The organism is Allobosea sp. RAF48 (genome assembly GCF_052114025.1).
In the GTDB taxonomy this organism is placed as follows: domain Bacteria; phylum Pseudomonadota; class Alphaproteobacteria; order Rhizobiales; family Beijerinckiaceae; genus Allobosea.
The window spans coordinates 54,947-76,431 of record NZ_JBFRDZ010000018.1 but is presented as its reverse complement, the minus strand read 5'-3'; the positions used below and the strand labels follow the sequence as shown (position 1 = coordinate 76,431).

General features: G+C 65.1%; 18 protein-coding genes. 6 read left to right on the top strand and 12 right to left on the bottom strand.

The annotated features are described in order from the left end of the window. Positions 1-2: 2 nt before the first annotated feature. From AB4Z10_RS25930 to AB4Z10_RS25885, 10 genes are all read right to left on the bottom strand, one after another. Positions 3-2,066 (bottom strand): hydantoinase/oxoprolinase family protein, encoded by a 2,064-nt coding sequence (locus tag AB4Z10_RS25930; protein WP_441473286.1) that lies wholly within the window; start codon positions 2,064-2,066, stop codon positions 3-5. A gap of 4 nt (positions 2,067-2,070) precedes the next feature. Then, positions 2,071-2,865, bottom strand: coding sequence for an IclR family transcriptional regulator (locus AB4Z10_RS25925; RefSeq protein WP_441473285.1), 795 nt, complete (start codon positions 2,863-2,865; stop codon positions 2,071-2,073). A gap of 360 nt (positions 2,866-3,225) precedes the next feature. Beyond that, positions 3,226-5,067 carry a putative bifunctional diguanylate cyclase/phosphodiesterase gene (locus AB4Z10_RS25920; protein WP_441473284.1) on the bottom strand — a complete coding sequence of 614 codons (1,842 nt, stop codon included), beginning with the start codon at positions 5,065-5,067 and terminating at the stop codon, positions 3,226-3,228. A gap of 66 nt (positions 5,068-5,133) precedes the next feature. After that, positions 5,134-6,120 carry a GlxA family transcriptional regulator gene (locus AB4Z10_RS25915; RefSeq protein ID WP_441473283.1) on the bottom strand — a complete coding sequence of 329 codons (987 nt, stop codon included), beginning with the start codon at positions 6,118-6,120 and terminating at the stop codon, positions 5,134-5,136. Between the two features lie 351 nt (positions 6,121-6,471). Beyond that, a complete protein-coding gene (locus AB4Z10_RS25910) occupies positions 6,472-6,939 on the bottom strand; it encodes a YHS domain-containing (seleno)protein (protein ID WP_441473282.1) in 468 nt (155 codons plus the stop codon). 5 nt (positions 6,940-6,944) lie between these two features. Next, positions 6,945-7,430: a hypothetical protein gene (locus AB4Z10_RS25905; RefSeq protein ID WP_441473281.1), complete on the bottom strand. Its 486-nt coding sequence runs from the start codon at positions 7,428-7,430 to the stop codon at positions 6,945-6,947. A gap of 21 nt (positions 7,431-7,451) precedes the next feature. After that, entirely contained in the window at positions 7,452-8,849 is a 1,398-nt protein-coding gene (locus AB4Z10_RS25900; protein ID WP_441473280.1) for a tetratricopeptide repeat protein, read from the bottom strand. Positions 8,850-8,918: 69 nt separating this feature from the next. Next, positions 8,919-10,115 (bottom strand): OpgC family protein, encoded by a 1,197-nt coding sequence (locus AB4Z10_RS25895; RefSeq protein WP_441473279.1) that lies wholly within the window; start codon positions 10,113-10,115, stop codon positions 8,919-8,921. After that, positions 10,115-11,761, bottom strand: a complete 1,647-nt coding sequence (locus tag AB4Z10_RS25890; RefSeq protein ID WP_441473278.1) for a thiamine pyrophosphate-binding protein — start codon at positions 11,759-11,761, stop codon at positions 10,115-10,117. The genes AB4Z10_RS25895 and AB4Z10_RS25890 overlap by 1 nt, the downstream gene beginning before the upstream one ends. A gap of 72 nt (positions 11,762-11,833) precedes the next feature. Then, positions 11,834-12,727: a CE1 family esterase gene (locus AB4Z10_RS25885; protein ID WP_441473277.1), complete on the bottom strand. Its 894-nt coding sequence runs from the start codon at positions 12,725-12,727 to the stop codon at positions 11,834-11,836. A gap of 153 nt (positions 12,728-12,880) precedes the next feature. On the opposite strand from AB4Z10_RS25885, the gene AB4Z10_RS25880 reads away from it, so the two are divergent. The 3 genes from AB4Z10_RS25880 to AB4Z10_RS25870 all read left to right on the top strand — a co-directional run bounded on the left by AB4Z10_RS25880 (position 12,881) and on the right by AB4Z10_RS25870 (position 15,141). After that, on the top strand, positions 12,881-13,453 hold the full coding sequence (locus AB4Z10_RS25880) for a sigma-70 family RNA polymerase sigma factor (protein ID WP_441473276.1): 573 nt from the start codon (positions 12,881-12,883) through the stop codon (positions 13,451-13,453). A gap of 111 nt (positions 13,454-13,564) precedes the next feature. Beyond that, positions 13,565-14,179 (top strand): NrsF family protein, encoded by a 615-nt coding sequence (locus tag AB4Z10_RS25875; RefSeq protein ID WP_441473275.1) that lies wholly within the window; start codon positions 13,565-13,567, stop codon positions 14,177-14,179. A 776-nt stretch (positions 14,180-14,955) separates the two neighbouring features. Continuing rightward, positions 14,956-15,141, top strand: coding sequence for a helix-turn-helix domain-containing protein (locus AB4Z10_RS25870; RefSeq protein WP_441473309.1), 186 nt, complete (start codon positions 14,956-14,958; stop codon positions 15,139-15,141). 413 nt (positions 15,142-15,554) lie between these two features. On the opposite strand, the gene AB4Z10_RS25865 is transcribed toward AB4Z10_RS25870, so the two are convergent. Continuing rightward, positions 15,555-16,919: a S10 family peptidase gene (locus tag AB4Z10_RS25865; protein WP_441473274.1), complete on the bottom strand. Its 1,365-nt coding sequence runs from the start codon at positions 16,917-16,919 to the stop codon at positions 15,555-15,557. A gap of 519 nt (positions 16,920-17,438) precedes the next feature. Between AB4Z10_RS25865 and AB4Z10_RS25860 the strand changes: the two genes are divergently transcribed. Beyond that, positions 17,439-17,678 (top strand): hypothetical protein, encoded by a 240-nt coding sequence (locus AB4Z10_RS25860; protein WP_441473273.1) that lies wholly within the window; start codon positions 17,439-17,441, stop codon positions 17,676-17,678. A gap of 167 nt (positions 17,679-17,845) precedes the next feature. Here AB4Z10_RS25860 and AB4Z10_RS25855 read toward each other — a convergent pair whose 3' ends face one another. Next, on the bottom strand, positions 17,846-18,478 hold the full coding sequence (locus tag AB4Z10_RS25855; RefSeq protein WP_441473272.1) for a TetR/AcrR family transcriptional regulator: 633 nt from the start codon (positions 18,476-18,478) through the stop codon (positions 17,846-17,848). A 127-nt stretch (positions 18,479-18,605) separates the two neighbouring features. On the opposite strand from AB4Z10_RS25855, the gene AB4Z10_RS25850 reads away from it, so the two are divergent. Both AB4Z10_RS25850 and AB4Z10_RS25845 read left to right on the top strand, forming a co-directional pair. Further along, positions 18,606-20,657 (top strand): oxidoreductase, encoded by a 2,052-nt coding sequence (locus tag AB4Z10_RS25850; RefSeq protein ID WP_441473271.1) that lies wholly within the window; start codon positions 18,606-18,608, stop codon positions 20,655-20,657. Beyond that, positions 20,617-21,180 carry a hypothetical protein gene (locus AB4Z10_RS25845; RefSeq protein WP_441473270.1) on the top strand — a complete coding sequence of 188 codons (564 nt, stop codon included), beginning with the start codon at positions 20,617-20,619 and terminating at the stop codon, positions 21,178-21,180. The genes AB4Z10_RS25850 and AB4Z10_RS25845 overlap by 41 nt, the downstream gene beginning before the upstream one ends. Positions 21,181-21,485: the final 305 nt, after the last annotated feature.

Below are 21,485 nucleotides of genomic sequence, written 5' to 3'. Positions count from 1 at the left end.
ACTTACCCTTTCGTGGCGACGATGCAGCCGAGCGCGTCGATCGTCGCGCTCCAGCCGGGCGGCAGCGCGGTCGTGGTCTCGCGCTCCTCGATGATGGCGGGGCCGGCGACGGTCTGGCCGATGGCGAGCGCCGAGCGCTCGTAGACGGGGACGGACTGGCCGTCCTCCCAGGCATGAACCGGCCTGTGGCGCTTAGGCGCCCCGGCGGCGATCTGCGACCGGGCCTGGCCGTCGAAATGCGGCAGGGGCCCACGCGCGACGACACGCCAGGTCACGAGTTCGATCGGGACATGCGAGGGGTTGACGCCGTAGAGCGTGCGATAGGCCGCCTCGAATTGCGCGGTGAGCGCCTTGCTGTCGCGGCTCTGGCGCGGATCGGCCTCGAAGATGATCGTGACCTCGTGCTGCTGGCCGACATAGCGCATATCGGCGCCGACCAGGATCGTGACATCGGCGGCTGCGCAGCCGGATTCACCCAGCGCCGTCAGCCCTTCCTTCTCGAGGTCGCCGATGACGCGATCGACGCGCTCCCAGTCGAGATGGTCGATCCGCGTCAGGTCGCTGCGCACGAGATCGAGCCGGACGGGAGTGACGAGCGTGCCGAAGGCCGAGAGCACGCTCGACTGCGGCGGTACGATCACGCTGGTGCTCTGCAGCAACTCGGCGACGCCGCAGGCATGCAAGGGGCCGGCGCCGCCGAAGGCGAAGAGCGGTAGGCCGCGATAATCGACGCCGCGATCTGTCGCATGGGTTCGCGCCGCCGAGGCCATGGCTTCCGTAACGATGCGGTAGATGCCACGCGCCGCCTGCGCGGCATTGAGGCCGAGCGCCTCGCCGAGCCGCGCCATGGCCGCGTCGCAAGCGGCCTTGTCGAGCGACATGTCGCCGCCGAGGAAGTTCTCGGCATCGATCAGGCCGAGCACGAGGTCGGCATCGGTCACGGTCGCGTTCTTGCCGCCGCGGCCATAGCAGGCCGGTCCCGGATTGGAGCCGGCGCTTTCCGGCCCGACTTTGAGCAGGCCGAGATCGTCGACATGGGCGATGCTGCCGCCGCCGGCGCCGATCTCGATCAGGTCGATCGAGGGCACGGTGACCGGCAGGCCGCTGCCCTCGCGGAAGCGGTAGCGCCGGTCAACCTCGAACAGCCCGGTGATCAGCGGCGTGCGGTTTTCGATGAGGCAGGCCTTGGCGGTGGTGCCACCCATGTCGAAGGACATCAGCCGGTCGATGTCGAGCAATTCGGCATAATGGCAGGCCGCGAGCGCGCCGGCAGCCGGGCCGCTCTCGATCATCCGCACGGGGTTGCGGCCCGCGGTCTCGGCCCCGACGACTCCGCCGGAGGACAGCATGATCAGCGGGGTGTTGGCGAAGCCCTCGACGCGCAGCCGGTCGCTCAGCCGCTTGAGATAGGGCTGCGAGATCGGCATCGCATAGGCATTCACCGTCGCCGTCGAGGCTCGCTGGTATTCGCGGATCTGTGGCGCGACCTCCGACGAGGTGCAGATGAAGACGTCGTTGAGTTCGCGCGACAGGGCGACTGCGACCAGCGCCTCGTTGTCCGGGTTGGCGAAGCTATTGAGGAAGCAGATCGCAACAGCACGCGCGCCGCTGGCCCGGATATCGGCCGCGAGCTCTGCGATATCCTGCGGACTCGGTGCGAGCGCCACCGTGCCATCAGCCAGGACGCGCTCCTTCAGGCCGAAGGTCAGCTCGCGCGAGACCAGCGGCTCGGGGAACTCGATCTGCGGATCGTACATGTCGTAGCGATGCTCATTGCGGATCGAGAGCACGTCGCTGAAGCCGTCGGTGACGACGAGCGCCGTCGGCAGACCCTTGCGCTCGATCAGCGCGTTGGTCACGACGGTCGTGGCATGGACCACAACGCCGTCGACCGCGCCGGCGGCGATGCCGGCCTTGCCGAGCACGGAGTCGACGCCCCGGAAGAAGCCTTCCAGCAGATCGTGATGCGTGGTCAGCGTCTTGTCGACGCTAAGCCCGCCCTGCGGGTCGCGCAGGACTATATCGGTGAAGGTGCCACCGATATCGACGGCCAGCGAGTAGGTCATGCTCTCAGTCTTTCCAGGTCAAGCCACGCGAGATGCGTGCGGCGCTGCCGACGACCTCACGGATCTGTTCGGGATCGGGAACGGGCGGAATGAACTGCGTCGCGCCGACGATGGCGATCGAGCCGACGAGAACCTTGCGGTGGTCGAAGACGGGGGCGGCCACCGTGTTGACGCCGGTGATCACCTCGTCGGGTGCGGTGGCCCAGCCGCGTTCGCGAACGGCGTCGACCTCGGCAAGCAGCGCTTGCGTTGAAATGATGGTCGCTGGCGTCCAGGCTTCGAGCGGGCCGTTGGCGATCGCGGCCGTACGCTCCTGCGAGCCGAAAGCGAGCCAGATCTTGCCGTGGGCGCTGGCATGGAAGGCGAGCCGCGTGCCGGGCCGAGTGGAGAATTCGATGAGCGTCCGGCCCTGGATCAGTTCGAGGACGATCAGCTCGTCGTCGATCGCGGCGCAGACGGTGACCGCCTGGCCGGTGTGGTCGCGCAGGGTCATCAGTTCCTCGCGCGCGGCGCTGACGATGTCGAAGCGTTGCCGCAGCGCCTCGCCCAGCACCATCAGCTTGATCCCAGCCTCGTAGCGGCCGGTCTCGACCTCCTGCCGGACGAAGCCGTGGCGCTGCAGCGTTACCAGGTGCCGATAGATCGTCGCCTTCGACGCGGAGAGCGCCTCGGCGATCTGGGCCAGCGAAGCCGGGCGGCTCTGCTGCACCAGATACTCGACCGCGTGAAGTGCGAGATCGAGCGTGCTGGTGCCGGCAGGCGCAGGCTTCCCCGCAGCTTTTGGCAAATCCGTCGACAAGAGCGTTCCTCGTGTTTCATTTCATATAATGAAACGTCATTTTATTATTTGATACGCTATGGGTTAACTGAGGCGCCTGTCAAGTGTCGGCCGAGGCTGCGATGTCCGGAGCGGCGAAACATTTGGGTTAGCGCATCGATCGGTCGGCGATGCTGATGAAGCGCGCAGCCTCCGCGAATATCAGCAGCCAAACGAAGCAGCGCTTCCGGCCCGCCGCTCGAACTATGACGCCAGGCTCAAACGAAGTGGCCCAACCATCGCTTAGGTCCGCAAAGGATCGCCAACGGACCGCGCTAATGGACAGGCCCCCGAATGGCCGCTGCCGGGCACCCAACCGATGTCCGCAATTGGCGCGTTGCGTCAGGATTTGTCGCCGCATGCGGAATGAAGGGTGCCCAGAGAGCCGAATGACGTCTTGGCTCGAAAGGAGCCATATCTCATTGCGCGCTGTGCGGAGTCGTCGGGAGATGCCTGACGGAGGTTCGCGGCGAAACCTTCGCCGCCCTCAGGGCGACCGAATAAAAAACCTTGGCCTATTGGACATCCCATGCCAGCCAATAGCGCTCGCTGGGCCTCCGTCTCCACCCCCTCCGCAACGACGGTGAGTCCAAGGGCGCGCCCAAGGTCGATGATGGCGCGGACGATGACGGTCTTCGAAGGACTGGCAGTCAATCCCCCGACGAAGCTCCGGTCGATCTTGATTTCCGTAACGGGAAACGCCTCAAGCGAACGGAGGTTTGAATAGCCAGTTCCGAAATCATCTACGGAGAGGCCGACACCGAGATTCCGCAGCCGGCGGAACGCCTCCAGCACGCCGGGCGTGTCATTGAGAAACATGCCTTCTGTGATTTCGAGTGTCAGCAAGGCTGGTCGAAGACCGGACTGTCGTAAGATGCGGTCCACGATCTCCGCCATGTCCCTGTGCAAAAACTCGGTGGCGGAAACGTTCACGGAAAAGCGCAGCGGTTGTTCCCGGTGTTCGTTGATCGTGCGTGCAAAGGCGGCGACGGCGGCTAGACCGCGCTCGCCGAGGTCGAGCAGCACGCCGCTCCGCTCTGCCGCTTCGATGAATCGGCCCGGGGGTACGATACCAAACAGGGGATGATTCCACCGTATCAGTGCTTCCGCACCCACGCACTGGCCTGTCGCAAGGTCGATCTGGGGTTGGAAGTGATGGATGAACTCATCGTTGGCGAGAGAGGCCCTCAACTCGCGGGTCATTTGGACCCGATTGCGCGCCTCCTCTTCATCTGCACGCTGAAACCGGCGAGGCCCACTCAGCGGAGCTGCCTTCGCCGCGTGCAGTGCCGCGCCAGCATTGCGGATCAAGGAGATCAGGTTGCCGTCAGGGGGGCCGAGCGCATAGCCGAAGGCGAAACGCAGGGAAACATTCGCCCCCGGGACTACGAAGTCTGGGGCGAGAGCGGCACAAACCTCGGCCACGATCGGTGGCCCGCTTGCCTCATCGGTCAGTTCGAAGGCCAGGGCGAATTCGTTGGCTCCAATCCGGGCGACCAGAGCGGCCCCGGTCCCGCGCAGCCGGCGGCCGATTTCCATGAGCAGCGCGTCCCCTACATCAAAGCCGTACCCTGCGTTGATGTCGTGGAAGCCGATCGCGTCGAGCTTCACGAACATCACCGGGCCGGCAGTTGTCGCGAAGTGCCGTTCTGCGCCGACGATGAACGATTGACGGTTGAGGCAGCCGGTTGGAACGTCGAGGTTCGCGGCGCGATCGAGTGCAATCTCTGTCTGGCGCGTCGCCGAAACGTCACGAAGAATACCAAGGTACAGCAGTTCGCCACCGACCGTGAAAGGTCTAAGGCTGAGGTTGTTCCAGAAGACTGACCCGTCTTTACGATGATTGCGAAGCGTGACGTCCACCGGTTCGGCGGCCCCGATGGCGTCTCCGATGCGGCCGATTTCCGGTTGCTGGCGTTCATTGCCCTGGAGGTAACGGCAGTCCTTCCCGAGCACCTCGCGCCGCGTATATCCGGTCAAACGCTCGAAGGCCCTGTTCACGTAGAGAAGTGGCCCATCCCCCCCGGAAATCCGGGCGATCGCCACACCGTCGGAGAATTCCTCGACGAGCGGCGGCAGAACCGAGCGGAGCAATGCGTCCGAGCTGAGGTCACCGTTGCCAGCGCAGAGCGCCGGTGCGAACCTCATGAACTCCAACGGCTTCAGTCCCTTGAAATCCTTCATACCCAAGCAATGGCGCTGTTGCCGGTTGCTGGGCAATCGGCGGGTACGGCCGTTTCGAGACAACCGTCAGCCGATTTCGGACATAGTGGGTCTCGACCCGTCTCCAGATGTCCGGAATCGATCGCGGTAGTCCGAGGGCGTCGCTCCGAGATGCTCAAGAAAGGCGCGACGCATCGCCCGGGCAGAACCGAAGCCGCATTTCGCGGCGATCGAATCCATCGATAGCCGGCTGCCTTCGAGCAGAAAGCGCGCGACATCAATCCGCGTGAGATCGACATATTCGGCCGGCGAGATTCCCACCTCCTGCGTGAAGACCCGCGTGAAGTTGCGCGGGCTCATCGCCGCGATGTTCGCCAAGGTGTTGACGGACAGATCAGCATCCGGGTGGCTCAGGATGTACTGCTGGACCTTGTAGAGGCGGCTGTGGTCGACGCCTTGCGCTGCCAGATGCATGCTGTATTGAGACTGGTCCCCCGGCCTTTTCAGAAACACGACCAGACGGCGGGCGACATAAAGCGCCACGTCTCGGCCGAGATCCTCTTCGACCAGCGAAAGGCCGAGATCGATCGCCGCGCTCGATCCGGCAGACGTGACCATGGGGCCATCCCGCACGAAGACCCGGTCGCCGTCCACCTTAGCTTCTGGGAAGCGTTGGGCGAGGAGAGCCGCATACTGCCAGTGCGTCGCCACGTGGCGGCCGCCCAGAAGTCCGGCGTCACCGAGCAGGAAAGCCCCAGTGCAGACCGAGCCGTAACGCCGCGTCTGAGGGGCCGTCCGGGCGAGCCAGTCGATCAAGCCTCGACCCGGTGCATTGGGTATGCCGACGCTACCGGCCACAAGAAGCGTGTCGAGACCCTTCGGACTCAAGAGGTAATCTGAGTCCGGCAAAACTCTCAATCCCGACCCACAGCGGATCGGTCGGTCCTCCTCCGCGACGATGCCGACCTCGTAGAAGGCTTCGGCAACACGCGCGTTCGCTTCGGCAAACACGTCCATCAGGCCGGCGAGTTCCAGCGAGTGAACGTCGGAAGGCGCGAAGATGATGACCCGCACTGGACGGTCCTCGAGAAGCGCTGAGCCGAATATGCCGGTAGGCCAGCCCGCAGCAGTCACTCGGTCTACGTGGTGGCTTCCGGCGCATGCTATGATGGCGCCGGCCATTTCCGGCTAAGCGCGGCTGCTCAAGAAAATCAGAGGGACTCCCCGCGATTGCCCCTCGCGTGCGAAGTTGATCCTCCTCTTGCCGTCATGCTGCCATCCTCTCAGGAATTGGCGCTTTCGGCAAACTTGGAGTGGTTCAAGCCGAACATCCAATGTTCGGTTGTAGGCGCAGTCTCAAGGTCAGTAGTTGGAGCGCAGCCGCAGGGCGTTCTGTCGGATATTTGCGAACCACTTCTGTGCGTTCTACCGAACGCCCTTCGTCGCCAGGCGCGGCCAGTTTCCGTCGGCGCGGGCGATGTAGATCCTCGCCCGCCCGAGCCAAGTCTTCCGCACGTCGAGATCGTAGTTGAGATAGAGACGGCCGTCGACGATCGACCAGGCTTCCGGCTCGATCTTGACGAGATAGCCGCGCGAGGTGCCGTAGGCGCAGAAGCCGCCATAGGCCGGCAGGTAGCGCTCCGGATCGGCCTCGAACAGCGCCTTGTGCTCGGCGCTGGCGAAATGCCAGGTCGCGCCGCCGTGCCGGACCGAGAATTCCGGCTGGCCGAGCCGCGGACCTCCGTCGCGAAAATAGGCGACGGGATCGTAACCGCGGATCGCGAGGCCATCGGCCGAGCCCAGCGTGTTGACCGGGTGCAGCGTCTCCGCTTTGGCCCCGCCCCCCGCCAGCGCTGCGGCGGCAAGGCCGATGAAGACGCGTCGATCGAGCATGCGCCTTACCTCCCGCGCGCTTCGAGCGCCTCGAAGACATAGGCCGCGAGATAGCCGTAGATCGCGTGGCCAATGAGGCTCATGAAGGAGAGGCGCGGCACGTCGTTTAGCAGGAAATGTTGCCCGGCCAGCGGCGCGAAGAAGGCGAGCGCGATGAAATAGGTGATCACGCCCCAGATCCAGCCATCGGCCGGCATGCCGAAGCTCTTCACCCAGCGCGTCAGCCCCCAGTAGCCGAGCGGGTAGAACAAGAAGCCGGTGGTGAAGTGCAGGAGCTTGGCGGTCGGCGTCGAGATCGTCAGGCCGAGCTGATGGTAGAAGAGCGATTTCACCAGCTCCGGCGGTTCCAGCGGATATTCGGCGAACCAGGCGGTCGGCACGGCCGAGAACAATTCCCAGAAGCCGAGGCCGGCAAAGCCGCCGAGCGCAAGGTTGATCACGGTGCGGGTCGAGGGCAGCGCGAAGCTGCGGGTCATGGTCGCGGTAGTCATGGCAGCGGTCCTTTCCGGATGTCAGTGGGCGATGGCGAGCGGGGTGGAAGCGATGGCGAGCGCGGCAAGCCGTCCGGCGCCGCGACCGCGCAATTGCGCCAGCCGGCGGGCGGCGAAGAGATTGGAGCCGCAGCGCCGCCGCAGCCGTTCGCCGAGGATCTCGGCGGCGCGTTCATGCTCGCCGGCCCGGATCAGGCTCTCGGCATAGGCCTGCTCGAGCAGGTCGCGCTGGGCATGGCTGCCGCCGATCGCGATCAAGCCGTTGCGGGCCGAGCCGAGCAGGCGGGCGGCCTCGTCATAGTCGCCCTCGTGGAAGGCGATCAGCCCGAAAGCGGCGAAAGCGCCGTTGCGGGCGGCGGCGCGCCGCTCGATGCTGGGATGAGCCTTGGCATCCTCGATCAGGCCGCGGGCGATGGCTTCGGCCCCCTTGGCATGGCCGGCGCCGAGCAGGGACAGGGCATAGTGCAGATCGGCGAAGACGAGACGGCCGTCATGGACGCGCCCCTCGGCCCTGGCGGCGAGCTCTTCCCAGCGATCGCCGACATCGACGCCGGCATAGTCGAGCCGCGCCAGCAGCGAGGCGCCGTTGGCGATGTCGCGGTAATCGTCGGTCGGTTCGGCCCGGATTTCCTCATCATAGAGCCGCAGCGCCTCGCCGGTCTCGCCGCGCTCCAGCCGGAACAGCGCGAGGTGCCAGAAGATGTGGAAGCGCAGGTTGTTGGCATGGGCGATGTCGCGCCCGTCGCCCAGCCAGGCGATGCCTTCCTCAGTGCGGCCGGTCATCTCCAGCACATGGGCGACGGCATGGCGGCCCCAGGCGTCGCGCGGGCTCAGGGCCACGGCCCGGCGGCCGACACGCTCGGCCTGCGCATAGAAACCGCGCTCCTCCAGCGCGAATGCATGGCAGCCATGGACGAAGCCGGCGAGCGGATGGCTCTCGCCGAAACCCGGCGCGAAGCGATTGAGCGTCGCGAGCATCTCCGGCTGATCGCCGAGCATGAAGCGCAGGCCATGCGAGAGCTTGAGCGCCAGAACGTCGAAGGGATGGGCGAGCAGGATCGCCTCCAATCGCTCGGCGGCCCGGCGCGGCTGATCGTCGAGCCAAAGCGCCAGGGCTTCGACGACCATCGTTTCGCGCCGCGTCACCGGCCGCAGCAGCGCGGCCGTGCGCGCTTTGTCGAGGCAATCGCGAGCCGGCGCGACGAGCTCGGCGCGGGCCAGCGAGAGCAGCATCAGGCCCTTGGCGGCATGCGCCAGCGCGAAGTCGGGATCGGCGCCGAGCGCCCGGGCGAGATGCTCGGGCGTCGCGGCGGCATGGGCCAGCAGCGCCTCGAGCATGTCGTTCCAGGCGAGGCGCGCGGCATCGCTGGAGACGGTGATCGGATCGCCGGAGAGATCGTGATGAACGGCGTAAGACATGGGCTGCTCCATTGCCGCGCCGTGAAGGGCGCTTGTCAGGGAGTTCGCAACGGCTCGATCAAGCGGCGTTCAACTCGCTTCACGGACCCGTGTTGTCAGCGGAGCGCTCGCGGGCGGCGCGCTCTGCGCCGCGATCGCGGGCGTGCGCCCCGCGCCGGCCCAGGGCGCGCTCTTGAACCAGCCGACCACGCATGCGGTGGCGAGGATCAGCGCGAAGCCCGTGAGATTGAGCAGAACCACCACAAGTTCGCCCCGCCCGGCCATGTCGGCGATCGTGCCCAGCAGCCGCGCCAACACGACGCTTGCCAGGAAACAGGCGAGCGACTGCCGCCCGATCAGGATGAGCAGATGGCCTGCGCCGCGATCGAGCCGGTCCCGCCAGGGCTCGATCAGGCTCAGCGCGAGATAGGCGAGCGCCAGGAAGTGCAGCACGCGCAGGATATGCAGATCGGTCTTCTCGCTGGCGGGGATGACGAGATCACGGGCCGCCTGCGCCGGAGGCCAGTGCTCCAGGATGCCCCAGAAGGACAGCGGCACCGAGAGCAGGAGGAAGAGCGCGGCCCCGATCATCAATCGCCGGTCACCAAGCGCGGGTACCGGCAGCCATTTCATGGCGATGAAGAAGCCGATGAAGAAGATGAACTGCCAGGCGAAGGGATTGAGGAACCAGCCGGCGCCGGTCCAGGGATTGCCCGACAGGTTGAGGCCGCTCGCCCAGACCGCCGCATAGAGCGTTGCGGCGATCAGGAAGGGCAAGACGGCATGGAGCCGGCGCGCCAGCATCATCACCGGCACGAGCGCGAGGATGACGAGATACATCGGCAGGATGTCGAGATAGTCGGGCTGCCAGCTCAGCGTGGCCAGGCCGAGCAGGGCATTCTCGGGATCGGCCAGCAGCGGCTGGAACTGCTGCGCCAGCACGGCGAGGCCGAAGACCCGGTCGAGCGCGGCGGCGAGCGCGATCAGCGCCAGGACGAGGCCGATCTGCGCCCAATAGACCTGCCAGATCCGGTAGGCGATGCGCGCGGTCCCGAGCCACAGCCCGCGACGCGTGAAGACGCTGCCGAAGGCGAGCGCGCTGGCGATGCCGGAGCAGAAGACGAAAAGCTCGGCGCCGGATGAAAAACCGAAGCGTGCGGGAATCCAGGCGTTCCAGCTATTCTCCGGCAGATGCGCCACGAAGATGATCAGCATCGTCAGGCCGCGAAAAAGGTCGAGCCGTTCGTCGCGGGGGCGCTTCGCAGGGGTGGTGGACGCAGCGTCCATCAGAACGCTCCCTCGTAGCTGGAAGCATCGATGCGGCAGGCGAGCACAGTGAAACCAGTCCGCCGGAAAGCCGCTTCCGCCTCACGCGCTAGCGTTTCGCGGTCGTCGATCGTGGCGCCATGCCCGCCCATCGCGCGGGCGACGGCCGCAAAATCGGTCTCGCCGATATCGACGCCGGCGCGGGCCAGGCCGAGCTGGCGCTGCTTCAGCGCGATCAGCCCGAGCGCGTGATCCACGAGGACCACGACGATCACCGGCAGGCCGAGATCGCGCAGCGTTGCCAGCTCCCCCAGCACCATTTCGAGGCCGGCATCGCCGACGAAACACAAGGTCGGCCGGCCGGAGCCGAGCGCCGCCCCCGTTGCCAGCGGCAGGGCGCAGCCCATGGTGCAGAGCCCGCTCGACTGCAGCAGGCGGCGCGGCCCGTCGCAATTCCACATCTGGCTGAGCAGGATGCGATGCGCGCCGGAATCGGCGGTCGCGACCGTTCCGGCCGGCGCGACATGGCGCAGGGTCTCGAAGACGGTGTGCGGCCCCCATGCGCCGGGAGCGGCAAAGGCGGCGCGGAGCGCTTCGCGGACCACCGCAGGCTCGCCGCCCGGCCAGCCTATCTTCGTCGCCTGCCCTTCCGAGAGCTTCGTCAGCGTCATGGCGACATCGCCTTCCAGCACCAGGCTGGAAGAGTGCATGCCGTGCTGGACCGGCTCCGCGACGATGTCGATGACGGGCTTGCCGGCGGGCCAGGGGTTCCGCCAACCCTGGCGCATCTCGATCGGGTCGTAGCCGGTGAGTACGATCAGATCGGCCGCCTCGATCAGCGGGCGGAAGAGCGCGTCGGCCTTGGGCGAGAGGCCGACGGCCCCGATCACGCGCGGATCGCCCTCCGGCACCAACCCCTTGGCCTTGTAGGTGGTGAGCAGCGGCGCGCTTGTGCGAGTCAGGAAGCGGTCGAGCGCTGCTGCTCCGTCCTGAACAAGGTCGAGCCCGGCGATGACCAGCGGCCTCTGCGCGGCGGCGATGAGCGCTTGCGCGGGCTGGAGATCCGCCGGGATGGAAGGAGTTGCTGGTGGAATGGCGGGCGCAGTACGACGGCCAATGCGGGCTTCGGCGACCGAAATCGGCAGGTCGATATGGACCGGGCCGGGGCGCCCTCGCTGGGCGAGCGCGACGGCCTTGGCGACCACGAGATCCTCGGTGCCAACAGCGGCGCGGAAGCTCGCCTTGACCAGTGGCCGCAGCACCGCCTGGTGGTCGAAGACCTGATGCGTATAGCTCTCGGCCAGGGCCTGATCGACGCAGCCGGTCACGAAGATCAGCGGGACCCGGTCCTGCTGCGCATTGGCGACGACATTGACCGCATTGGCAACGCCGGGGCCGAGCGTCGCGACCAGCACGGGCAGCGCGCCGGTCGCGTGCCACAGGCCTTCCGCCATGAAGCCGGCGGCGTTCTCGTGCCGCGCGAGGTGGAAGCGGATGCCGGCGCGCTCCAGCGCATCGACCAGCGCCAGCACCTCGCCACCGGGGATGCCAAAGGCATGCGTCGCGCCGGCCTCCGCCAACCCAAGCGCCAGGAGATCGGCACCAGTCACGAATCCGGCCGGGCCGGCTTCAGCCGGCTCTGCGTCCGCTATCCGTTCGTTACGCATCGTCTCTCTCCGCTTCGCCGCTGCAGCGGCCTTGCCGGAGAGATCGCGCGGCACCCTGGTTTGGTTACACGATCACGGAGACGTGAGGCCGCCTTGCCCGGCCGCGACGGGTGAACCTACCGGCATGGTCAACCGCCAGGCTCGTTCGACCCAGGCCGGATCGGCCTCGTGACCGCCGGCATGCAGGCAGAGCTCCAGCCTGGCAGAACCGTCGCAGCCGGCCGCCATGCGGCAGATCAGTCCGTCCGCGATCGTTTCGGTGCGGGCTGCTCCGGCCCAGCCGGCAGTGCAGCCGCCCGGCGCGAAGATCGCGAGGCTCTTGAAGACATCGCCCTGTCTGGAACCTTGTCGCAGCGTGCGGCCGGCGAGCGGCACCGTCGTATCGCTCGTGCCATGGACATGGATCAAGGGTGGGCGCGGGCCTTCGCAGCTTTCGGGCAGCGGCTCCCAGAAGGCGCCGGCGATCGGGGCGAAGGCGGCAAAACGCTGTGGCATCCGGCAGGCGAGATACCAGACCATCGAGCCGCCCTGCGAGAAGCCGCTCGCTAGGAGGCGGCGGGGATCGATAGGAAAGCGCGCGACGACGTCGTCCAGAACCTGACCGATGAAGGCGAATTCGTCGCGTTGCTTTGCCGGAGAACCGGGAAAGGACCATGAGCGTCCGGCGCCATCAGGTGCGATCAGCGCGACGCCGAGGCGACGCGCGACGGCGGCGAGGCCCGGATCGGCGATCACGTCCTCGGCCGAACCTTGATAGCCATGGAAATACACGATCGCGCCGACCGGCCGCCCTGCTCCGGCCTCCGGCGGTAGCACGATGCGATAGTTGCCGCTCGCCACGCTGCAGCCCGCGGCCTCGGCACAGGCGTCGCCGGGCTTGGAAGGACCGTGAGGCTCCCGAGCAACCGCCGAGCCGGCAACCAGGATGCCGACGAACGCAGCTACGAGCGGCAGCCCTGTCGCCATTTGCTATCTCTCCGCTGTGCCGGTTAAGCCTTGCGCTCCGGCGCGAGCGTAACCGGGCGGCGCACGCGCTTCACCTCGGCATCGCGGGCTTGTGAGCGGGCGTCCGCCATGCAACGGACTGGGTGCAAATCCGCCTTCCGAAAAGCGCAATACGTGTCGCTACAAGAGCTCGAAAACCAGCTCCGACCGGTCTTCCTCGCCGCCCTCGCCGGCGATGCCGCGGCCTATCGCCTGTTCCTCGATACGATCAGCATGCGGCTGCGCGGCTATCTCAGCCAGATGCTGGCGCGTGCGGGCCGGACCGAGGCGAGCGAGGCGGAGGACGTGCTGCAGGAAACCTTGCTGGCGCTGCATCTCTCGCGCCATACCTACGATGCCGCGAGCCCGGTGACGGCCTGGGCGCATGCGATCGCCCGCTACAAGCTGGTCGACCATCTGCGCCGCTCCGGCCGCCATGCCGGCGCCCTGCCGCTCGAAGACGAGGCGGACGGGCTCGCCGGCCCGCCGGAGGGCGTCGCGGCCGAGGCGAGGCTCGACCTGGCCCGCGCCATGGCCGCGCTGCCCGAGCGCACGCGCCGTTTGATCGAGCAGGTCAAGCTACAGGGTGCCAGCGTCGTCGAAGCGGCCAATGCCGCCGGAATGACGGAGACGGCGGCGAAGGTCGCGATCCATCGCGGCCTGCAAGCCATGGCGAAATTCCTCACGAAACGCGGGGCGAAACCCTGATGAAGCCCATGGTCATCGACGCCTCGTAACCTTTCGCCAGCTTCTCGCGAACTCCAATAGACCGCAGAACCACGAAGATCGGACATRCAGACCAACGATTTGATCTCCCTGATGAGTGCGAGCGCCCGGCCGGTCGATACCGGCTGGCTGCGCCGCGCGACGTGGCTCTGTGCCCTCGCTGCACTCTCGATCACGGTTGGGCTGGTGCTGCTCACGCTCGGCACCAGGCCAGATTTCACCAGCGCCTGGACGACACTGCCGGTCATCGCCAAGGCCGCGTTCGGCGCGAGCGTTGCGGCCATCGCGCTCGTGCTGTTCCAGAACAGCCTGCGGCCGGGCCTGAAGCCGTCGCGGCGCCTGCCACTCATCGCGGCCCCGCTCCTTGTGGCGGCTAGCTGGGCGCTGCTCACGCTGATACAGGCGCCGGCCGAGCAATGGAGTGCCTTGATCTTCGGCCGCTACTGGCGAGCCTGCCTGATCGCGGTGCCGCTTTACGCGCTGCTTCCGCTCATCCTGCTGCTGCTGCTGGCGCGCCGCGGCGCACCTGTAGATCGAGTCCTGACAGGGGCCTTTGCCGGCCTCGCCTCGGCTGGCCTTGCTACTGTCGCCTACAGCCTGCATTGCCCGGATGATACGGCGGCCTTTCTAGCAACCTGGTACACTATAGCGACCGTGATCGTTGCAGCGCTCGGCGCGCTTATCTTTCCACGCCTTCTGCACTGGTGAGATGACGCCGGCGGCCTGGCTTTAAGTAGCGCCGGACTCTGCTGGCCGATCTGAGAAATCAGCCGCCAACCGATGCGCCGCTCGCAGCGCCTCTATCTTCACGGATCGATCAATCCGCTCCTCTCGCCGGTCCGAGACGATCAGGAGGCGCATGCGCAAGCTTTCTCCGGGGTGCTCAGCACTTGCTTAGACCGCTATATTTTTGAGAACGCAGCCAATCGAGCGCTGTGAATTGGCCGATTGGGCGAGACCACTCTTCTGCGTGCCGACGGCTGAGCCGCATGCATCCTTAGGAGGGCGGCAAGTTTGGACGCGCGATCACTAACGGCCCTTAGCTCGGCGTTATGCTCTCCGCCCGAGATCGGATCCTCCTGTGCGTGCCTGTGCCATTCCCTCCCAATCCATTGGAAAATGAATTGGTCCAGCGATGTCGGCCCAGACACGACAGTCCTCGTGGCTGTCCAATTTGTCCGCGCATTTCCGCAGATTATCTCAACGCTCTGACCGTGAAGATTGCACCATCTTTGAAAGGCACGCTGCCAGCGATCTCGATCCGCTTGAGGTCCTCTGGCACTCACCATGAGCTCAAAATTTGATCCGATCGGGTCTTGCCATTCGAAGGCGACATCGAACGTGAGAGGCGCGAAATTCTTCAGAACGCATCTTTTACTGTGCACGGCGGCCGTAGTCGTAAGCAGTCCTCGAATCGATTTAGACACTATAATGCCTGGCCGAAATGAACACTCCGCTACGTTCGGCGGCTCCTTGCGAAAAATCTGCGAGAATTGCGCGCTGCTGCCGGACTTTCGCAGGAAGAAGTCGCTGTTCGCATGGGAGCCGAGCAGACCTATGTCAGCGGCCTAGAGCGCGGCGTGCGCAACCCAATGCTGACCACCCTTGATCGCACCGCCCGTGCGTTGAACGTCAAAATCGGCGAGTTACTCAGGGAAAGGTCGGACTAAAGGAGGCTAATTCGCGGTGCACGAACCTGAGCGGCTGTTCCCCTAGCCAAGCGACCGCTCCAGACATTGGTGTCAGGCTTTTGCCGCCCCTCGCCCGCAGCGGGGGCAAGCCGCCAATCGACCGGTCATTGGGCCGCCATTATCAGCTTTTGCATTCACGGCTCGGTCAGCCGCCGCCATGCCGCCTCACCTGTCCCACTGAACCAAACTGCTAGGCCGGAACATCTCGGCATACGTGGCACCCATATGCCGACACGCATCGCTCTGATAAATATGGAGAATTATAGAAAGCCATTATTATTGCTGGGTTCTACAACCGGGTGCAGTTGATTATTCCGACTGCGTGGGCCGTTTTGAAACTCGGGCGACCGATGCTTATAACAACGACCACGGATAGGTGAGCGCAATGGCTACTATCGGGCCGCCTGATAGAGCTCCGCAGCGAGCTCCCTCAAAGCCCGGCGGCCATCCGGCCTCAGATACATCATGTGGCCGCCGTCGAGCACGGCGGACCGAACGGGCCTCGCACCGGCGATCGCGCTCATCTGGCTCAATAGGTAGCGGGAGATCATGTAGGGCGTCACGAGATCGGTGTAGCCGTTGACGATCAGGACGCCCATCGCCGGATTCAAGCTTCGCGCTCGCTGGAGATCGCCCATCACCCCGGCGTAGCCCTGACGAGAGGAACTGGTTCCGTAGTCCCAGTTGCGGCCGACCTCCCCGTTCAACAGGCGGTAGGACATGTCCGTCCGAAAGCCCAGTTCGTCGCGGACATAGGCCGTGAAGGCAGAGGTCAGGGCGGAGACGCTGCGATCGAGGATCGGATCCGGGCCTCGATCTCTCGGACTTTGCGGCGCGATGTCCCCGGTCTCGATCAGACCGTCATACGGGCTCAGGACGTTCCCTCGCGCCCGGGCGAACTCCTTGGTGAAGAGACTGGTAGAAATGCGCGCGAAGCTGCGCTGCACCAACTCTAGCGGCAGGCCGGTGATCTCGGCGACGCGCTGGCTGGCAGCGCGCCCACCCGAGTCCAGCCCGCTTGCAAGCCCGACGAGATATTCGCCGAGCGCGAAACGTTCGATCTCGGCGAGTTTATCCCGGAAGGCCTGCCCGACGAGGCCGTCACGCTGGAGGCGAACGGCTGCAAGCGAGGGAAGCTCCAGCGCAAAATGAAGGATGTCGAAGTCATCGGGCCGCAAGAGGGCGAATTCCAGGGCGGGAGAGACGAGGACGATGCCGCTCGGGCTGATGCCGATATCCTGCTGAAGCGTTCGGGAGAGCAGCGCAGCCCGGAACCCACCGTAACTCTCGCCCGCCAGAAAAACCGGTGAGCGGGTCCTGCCCGCTTGCGCCAGATACAGACGGACGAACGCTCCCATCGAGGCAGCATCCTGGTTCACGCCCCAGAAGTTCCGCGTCTGCTGGCCGGAGGCCTCACGACTGTAGCCCGTCCCGACCGGATCGACGAACACGAGATCGGTCATGTCGAGCCAGGTGTCCGGGTTGTCGATGAGCTTCTGAGGCGACGGAAGCAGGCTTCCGTCGGTTCCGGTCATCAGTACCCGCGGCCCCATGGCACCGAGATGGAGATAGGCCGCGGCGGCCCCCGGGCCACCGTTGAAGACGAACGTCACCGGCCTTTGCGAACTCTCGTCCTGGCCCTGCTCAGGCTGAACTGTATAGGCGACGTAAAAGACCTCGGCCGTCGCTTCGGCGTTGCCTCCGAGCAGCGATAGCGTGCCTGCCCGAGCCCGATATCGCAGCGTGCGGCCGCGCACGTCAATCGCATGTTCCGTCGTCTGAGGCTCAGGCAGGAGCGATAAGATCCCCGTCCTAGTCGTGCTGCGCTCCGGGCTTTGCCCGCGGCTGGAATCAGGCGCGGATAGGAACAGCGCCAGAGCGATTGCAACGGCCAGAGGCAGCCTGGGCATCATTCGGACTCCTGATTCTGCGGCTCTTCCCAGGACAACGGAGCGACGGTCCGGATATGTCCTCAGATCGTCTCCCGCATCGAACCATGGTCACTCAAAGATAGAACAACGGAAGCAAATTATCCTGAGTTCCCGAGCGGCGTAGCGGTCCGGCCGCGGTTCCATGCTGGCCTTGTCAGAATCCGTGCGCAGTCAGGCATGGCCTGAACACTCTCCATTTCATACTGTGCGGTCAGTGGTCTTTGCTACCCGCGCTTGGCGCGATCGGTGGGGAAGTTGTCAAACGCGAACGGCTGAGCGGTCCTCATGGACAGAGGAACTTCGGACCGAGTCTCCCGGTTGTTGTGAAAACCGGAGGACTTTGCCGTGGCAAAACAACCAGAATCTCTCGCCACATTCGCTGCGACCGCGAGAAACGCCGGACAGAAACCCAAGAACATTGGATTGACGGCTACGCCCGAAACAAAACCGATTCCGACCGATCCAAAGAAAAAGGCCGATGCGGCCACCAAAGTGCTGCGTGAGGGCGTACTTCACAAGGATCAGGGCGCGGAAAAAGCTGTCGATTCACTGCCAGATCGAACGCGAGACACTCGCAAGTCGTGAGGTTGGTCGGACACATCAGGCCGTGAACCCATAAACCGAATGCGGCCGAGATGGACGGCCTCCAGACGTTCGGCCTGGCGACGTGGCTGGGTCGGTTCACCCCGATCGGCAACATCGGTCGTTTCTCCATCAGCGGAGATTGCCGTCAGGCGCGAACCGGTACCGACCTAGTCTGAGACAGACCTGCTGATCTTGATGCCCAGGAGGCGTTCCACCGAGCTGAGAGCGATGTCGATCTGAAGAGACTCGTCGATTTCTTCGGCGCTCAAGCACCCTTCCAGCCAAAGCCCATCGATGATCGCGTTCAGCGCGATACTCAGATGGTGCAGCTTTTCTGCGGAAGCGCGGACATCGTCCGCCTCGAGCACGCCTTGTATGAGGCTCCGACATGCTGCGCGATAGGCGACATACCGCGTCCGATGAATCTCCCTGAAGCGCTCGTTGATGTGCACCTGGCTGATGAACGTCGCCCATAGCGAGAGAATGCGGGGCTCTGCGACGGGACCGCTGATGCTGGCGATAAGGAAGCGCCGCAGCTTGTCGATGGGAGACCCCTCCTCCGCCGCAACCGCCAGCGGTGGCCCGGTGATGATCGCGATGGTCCTGCCATAGGCTTCCGCAATCAGGTTCTCTTTCGACGCGAAGTGATGCCGGATGAGGCCGTTACTGACCCCGGCCTTTGCGGCGACCGCGCGCACGCTCGTGCCCTGGATGCCCAGCTCAACAATGCAATCCATCGTGGCTTCGATCAGGTCCGTGCGCCTGTCGAAGTCGGGGGTTCGCCTGAAGGAAGTCGTCACATTGCCTCGTCCGAATTGCAGCAAAGCCAAACTATGCACTTGCATAGTCGCTATACGATCGCATAGTGACCGACCAACGGCCAGCCCGCTATCGCCTCCGACATTCCCATCACATCAGCGAAACTGCATGCGCGACCCCCGCTACGATATCCTCTTCGAACCGGTCACGATCGGCCCCGTCACCACACGCAATCGCTTCTATCAGGTCCCGCACTGCTCCGGCATGGGGCATCGTTACGCCCGCTCGGATGCTCATATGAGAGCCATGAAGGCCGAAGGCGGCTGGGGAGTGGTTTCGACGCAGGAAACCGAGATCCATCCATCCTCCGACCTCACGCCCTCCAACCAGGGCCGGATCTGGGACAGCGCCGACGTGCGTGTCTTCAGGGAGACGACGGACCTCATCCACGAGCGCGGCAGCCTGGCGGCGGTCCAGCTCGTTCACAATGGCCTGCACACCGCCAATCGGCTCTCGCGCATCGCCCCCTACGCCCCGTCCGATGCCGTCGTCGACACCGACGATCCGGTCCAGGCTCGCGGCATGGATAAGGCGGATATCCGCGAGTTCAGGCGCTGGCACCGCGATGCAGCAATTCGGGCACGCGAGGCGGGTTTCGACATTGTCTACGTCTATGCCGGCCACGACATGACGCTGCTGATGCACTTCCTCCTCGCGCGTCACAACCATCGAACCGATGAGTACGGCGGATCGCTGGAGAATCGTCTGCGGCTCTTTCGCGAAGTGTTGGCCGATACCCGCGATGCCATCGGCGATCGGTGCGCCCTGGCGGTCCGCTTTGCCGTGGATGAGCTGATGGGCCCGGCAGGCATCGAGCGCGACGGCGAAGGGCGCGACATCGTGGCGGCGCTCGCCGAGGAACCGGACCTGTGGGATGTGAACCTGTCCGATTGGTCCAATGACAGCCAGTCCGCCCGATTTTCGCAGGAAGGCTATCAGGAGGAATATACGCGCTTCGTGAAACAGGTCACGACCAAGCCGGTCGTCGGCGTGGGCCGGTACACTTCGCCCGATACGATGGCCCGTGTTGTTCGACAGGGCCATCTCGACCTGATCGGCGCCGCCAGGCCGTCCATTGCAGACCCGTTCCTGCCCCTCAAGATCCAGGAGGGCCGCATCGACGACATTCGGGAGTGCATCGGCTGCAACATCTGCGTGGCGGGCGACAACATCGTCGCGCCGATGCGATGCACCCAGAACCCGACGATCGGCGAGGAGTGGCGGAAGGGCTGGCATCCGGAGCGGATTCCGGCGTTGGCTGGCCCTGCGACGACCCTGATCGTCGGCGGTGGGCCTGCCGGGCTCGAGGCCGCCCGCGCATTGTCGCAGCGGGGTGCATCGGTGATCATCGCGGACGCGGGAACCGAATGGGGCGGGCGCGTATCCCGCGAGAGCCGGCTTCCAGGGCTTTCCACCTGGGCCAGAGTGCGAGATTGGCGCCTCGGGCAGCTTCAGGTCGCATCCAATGTCGAAATGTACCTTTCGAGCCCACTCACGGCCGATGACATCCTCTCCCATGGGAGCGAGCATGTCGCGATTGCCGTGGGCGCCAGATGGCGGGAGGACGGTGTCGGCCGGGCTCACCGCTTGCCGCTGCCGTTTCTCAGGAATGGCAAGGTCGCCGGGGTAGATTTGCTCTTGGACGAGGGAAGCTCCGCCGCCGGGCAAGGGCCTGTGGTGATTTTCGATGACGATCGATACTACATGGGCAGCGCTTTGGCTGACAAACTGGCTTCGGCAGGTATCGATACGACCTATGTCACCCCGGCGCCACTGGTGGCGGCCTGGACGGTGAACACTCTCGAACAGGCCCGTATTCATCGCCGATTGCTGGAACTGGGCGTGAAAATCAGGGTTCTTTCGGCTCTCGCAGATCGAGCAGCCGACACCTTGTCGATCAGGTGCGTTTACTCGGGCGCAGTCGAGGTCATTCCCTGCGACTTGCTCGTGCCTGTCACCGCGCGTGTCCCCTCAAGCGATCTGTGGACGGCGTTGCAGGCCCGGCAGGAGGAATGGCTGGATAGCGGGCTGACCCGCGTCGACAGGATTGGGGATTGCCTGGCGCCGGGCACTATCGCCGCAGCCAACTACAGCGGTCACCTGTTCGCCAGGAGCATCGGTGCGCTGGAGGAAACCGAGGGCGCTGACGCTTTCCGGTAGCTCCTGGGCCGCCGCGGTTTCTCGGCCAGTTGCCTGCCGTCACGCTGCCGAGCAGGGGGAAATTCTCAATTGGGTTCGCGAGGTCGTTATCAGCGGTAGCACGGAGTATCGCCGTTATCAGTTTGCGGCGGCGAAGCGGAGATACGCCCTGCGCTTCAAGGGCCTGGGGCTGGAACCGACGGCGGGTAGGCACGCCAGAATCGACACCGCGCGCAACGGCGCCCTTGTCGACGCACCGCCGCAATTATTGCACGAGATGAGCGAGATCGTTCGCTTCAACACCTCCCATCTGACGGCAGTCGGCTTACGACGGAACGGCGTCTGGAACGCCGAGACCGCGTCCCAGAAGGTCGAGCACTTCGCGCTCATGTTCGGCGCCCTCGGTTCCGATCCTCAAGGCGACATCGCCGGTCACGGTGTTTCGCTCGAAGCGATGACGCTCGCCATGCCGGTCTTTTCAGCCGTGTGGGATTGGTATCTCGGCTGGCGTGATCGAGGGTCTGCTTTCACACGGGCCCCATAACGTTCGGGACGTCCTTGCAACTCACATCCTGAAACAGACCGGCTCGCACGAGCAGCCCAGTTATGCGATCCAGGACACGCCAGCGATGATTGCAAATCACTACGGTCGCTTCCTCCCACAGGACAAGTCTGTCACCGCAGCCAAAATCCTGAATCGTGTCTGGCCGGACGCATAGGCGTCGGTGCTGGAACCCGCAGAAAGAGGCAGGCAGGCCGGATCGTCTAGCTCAGGCTCGATTACGGCGCCGGATGATCGGAACGGCAAAGAAGAAGGCGGGGCCGGTTCCGGCCCCGCCCCTCCAGAGC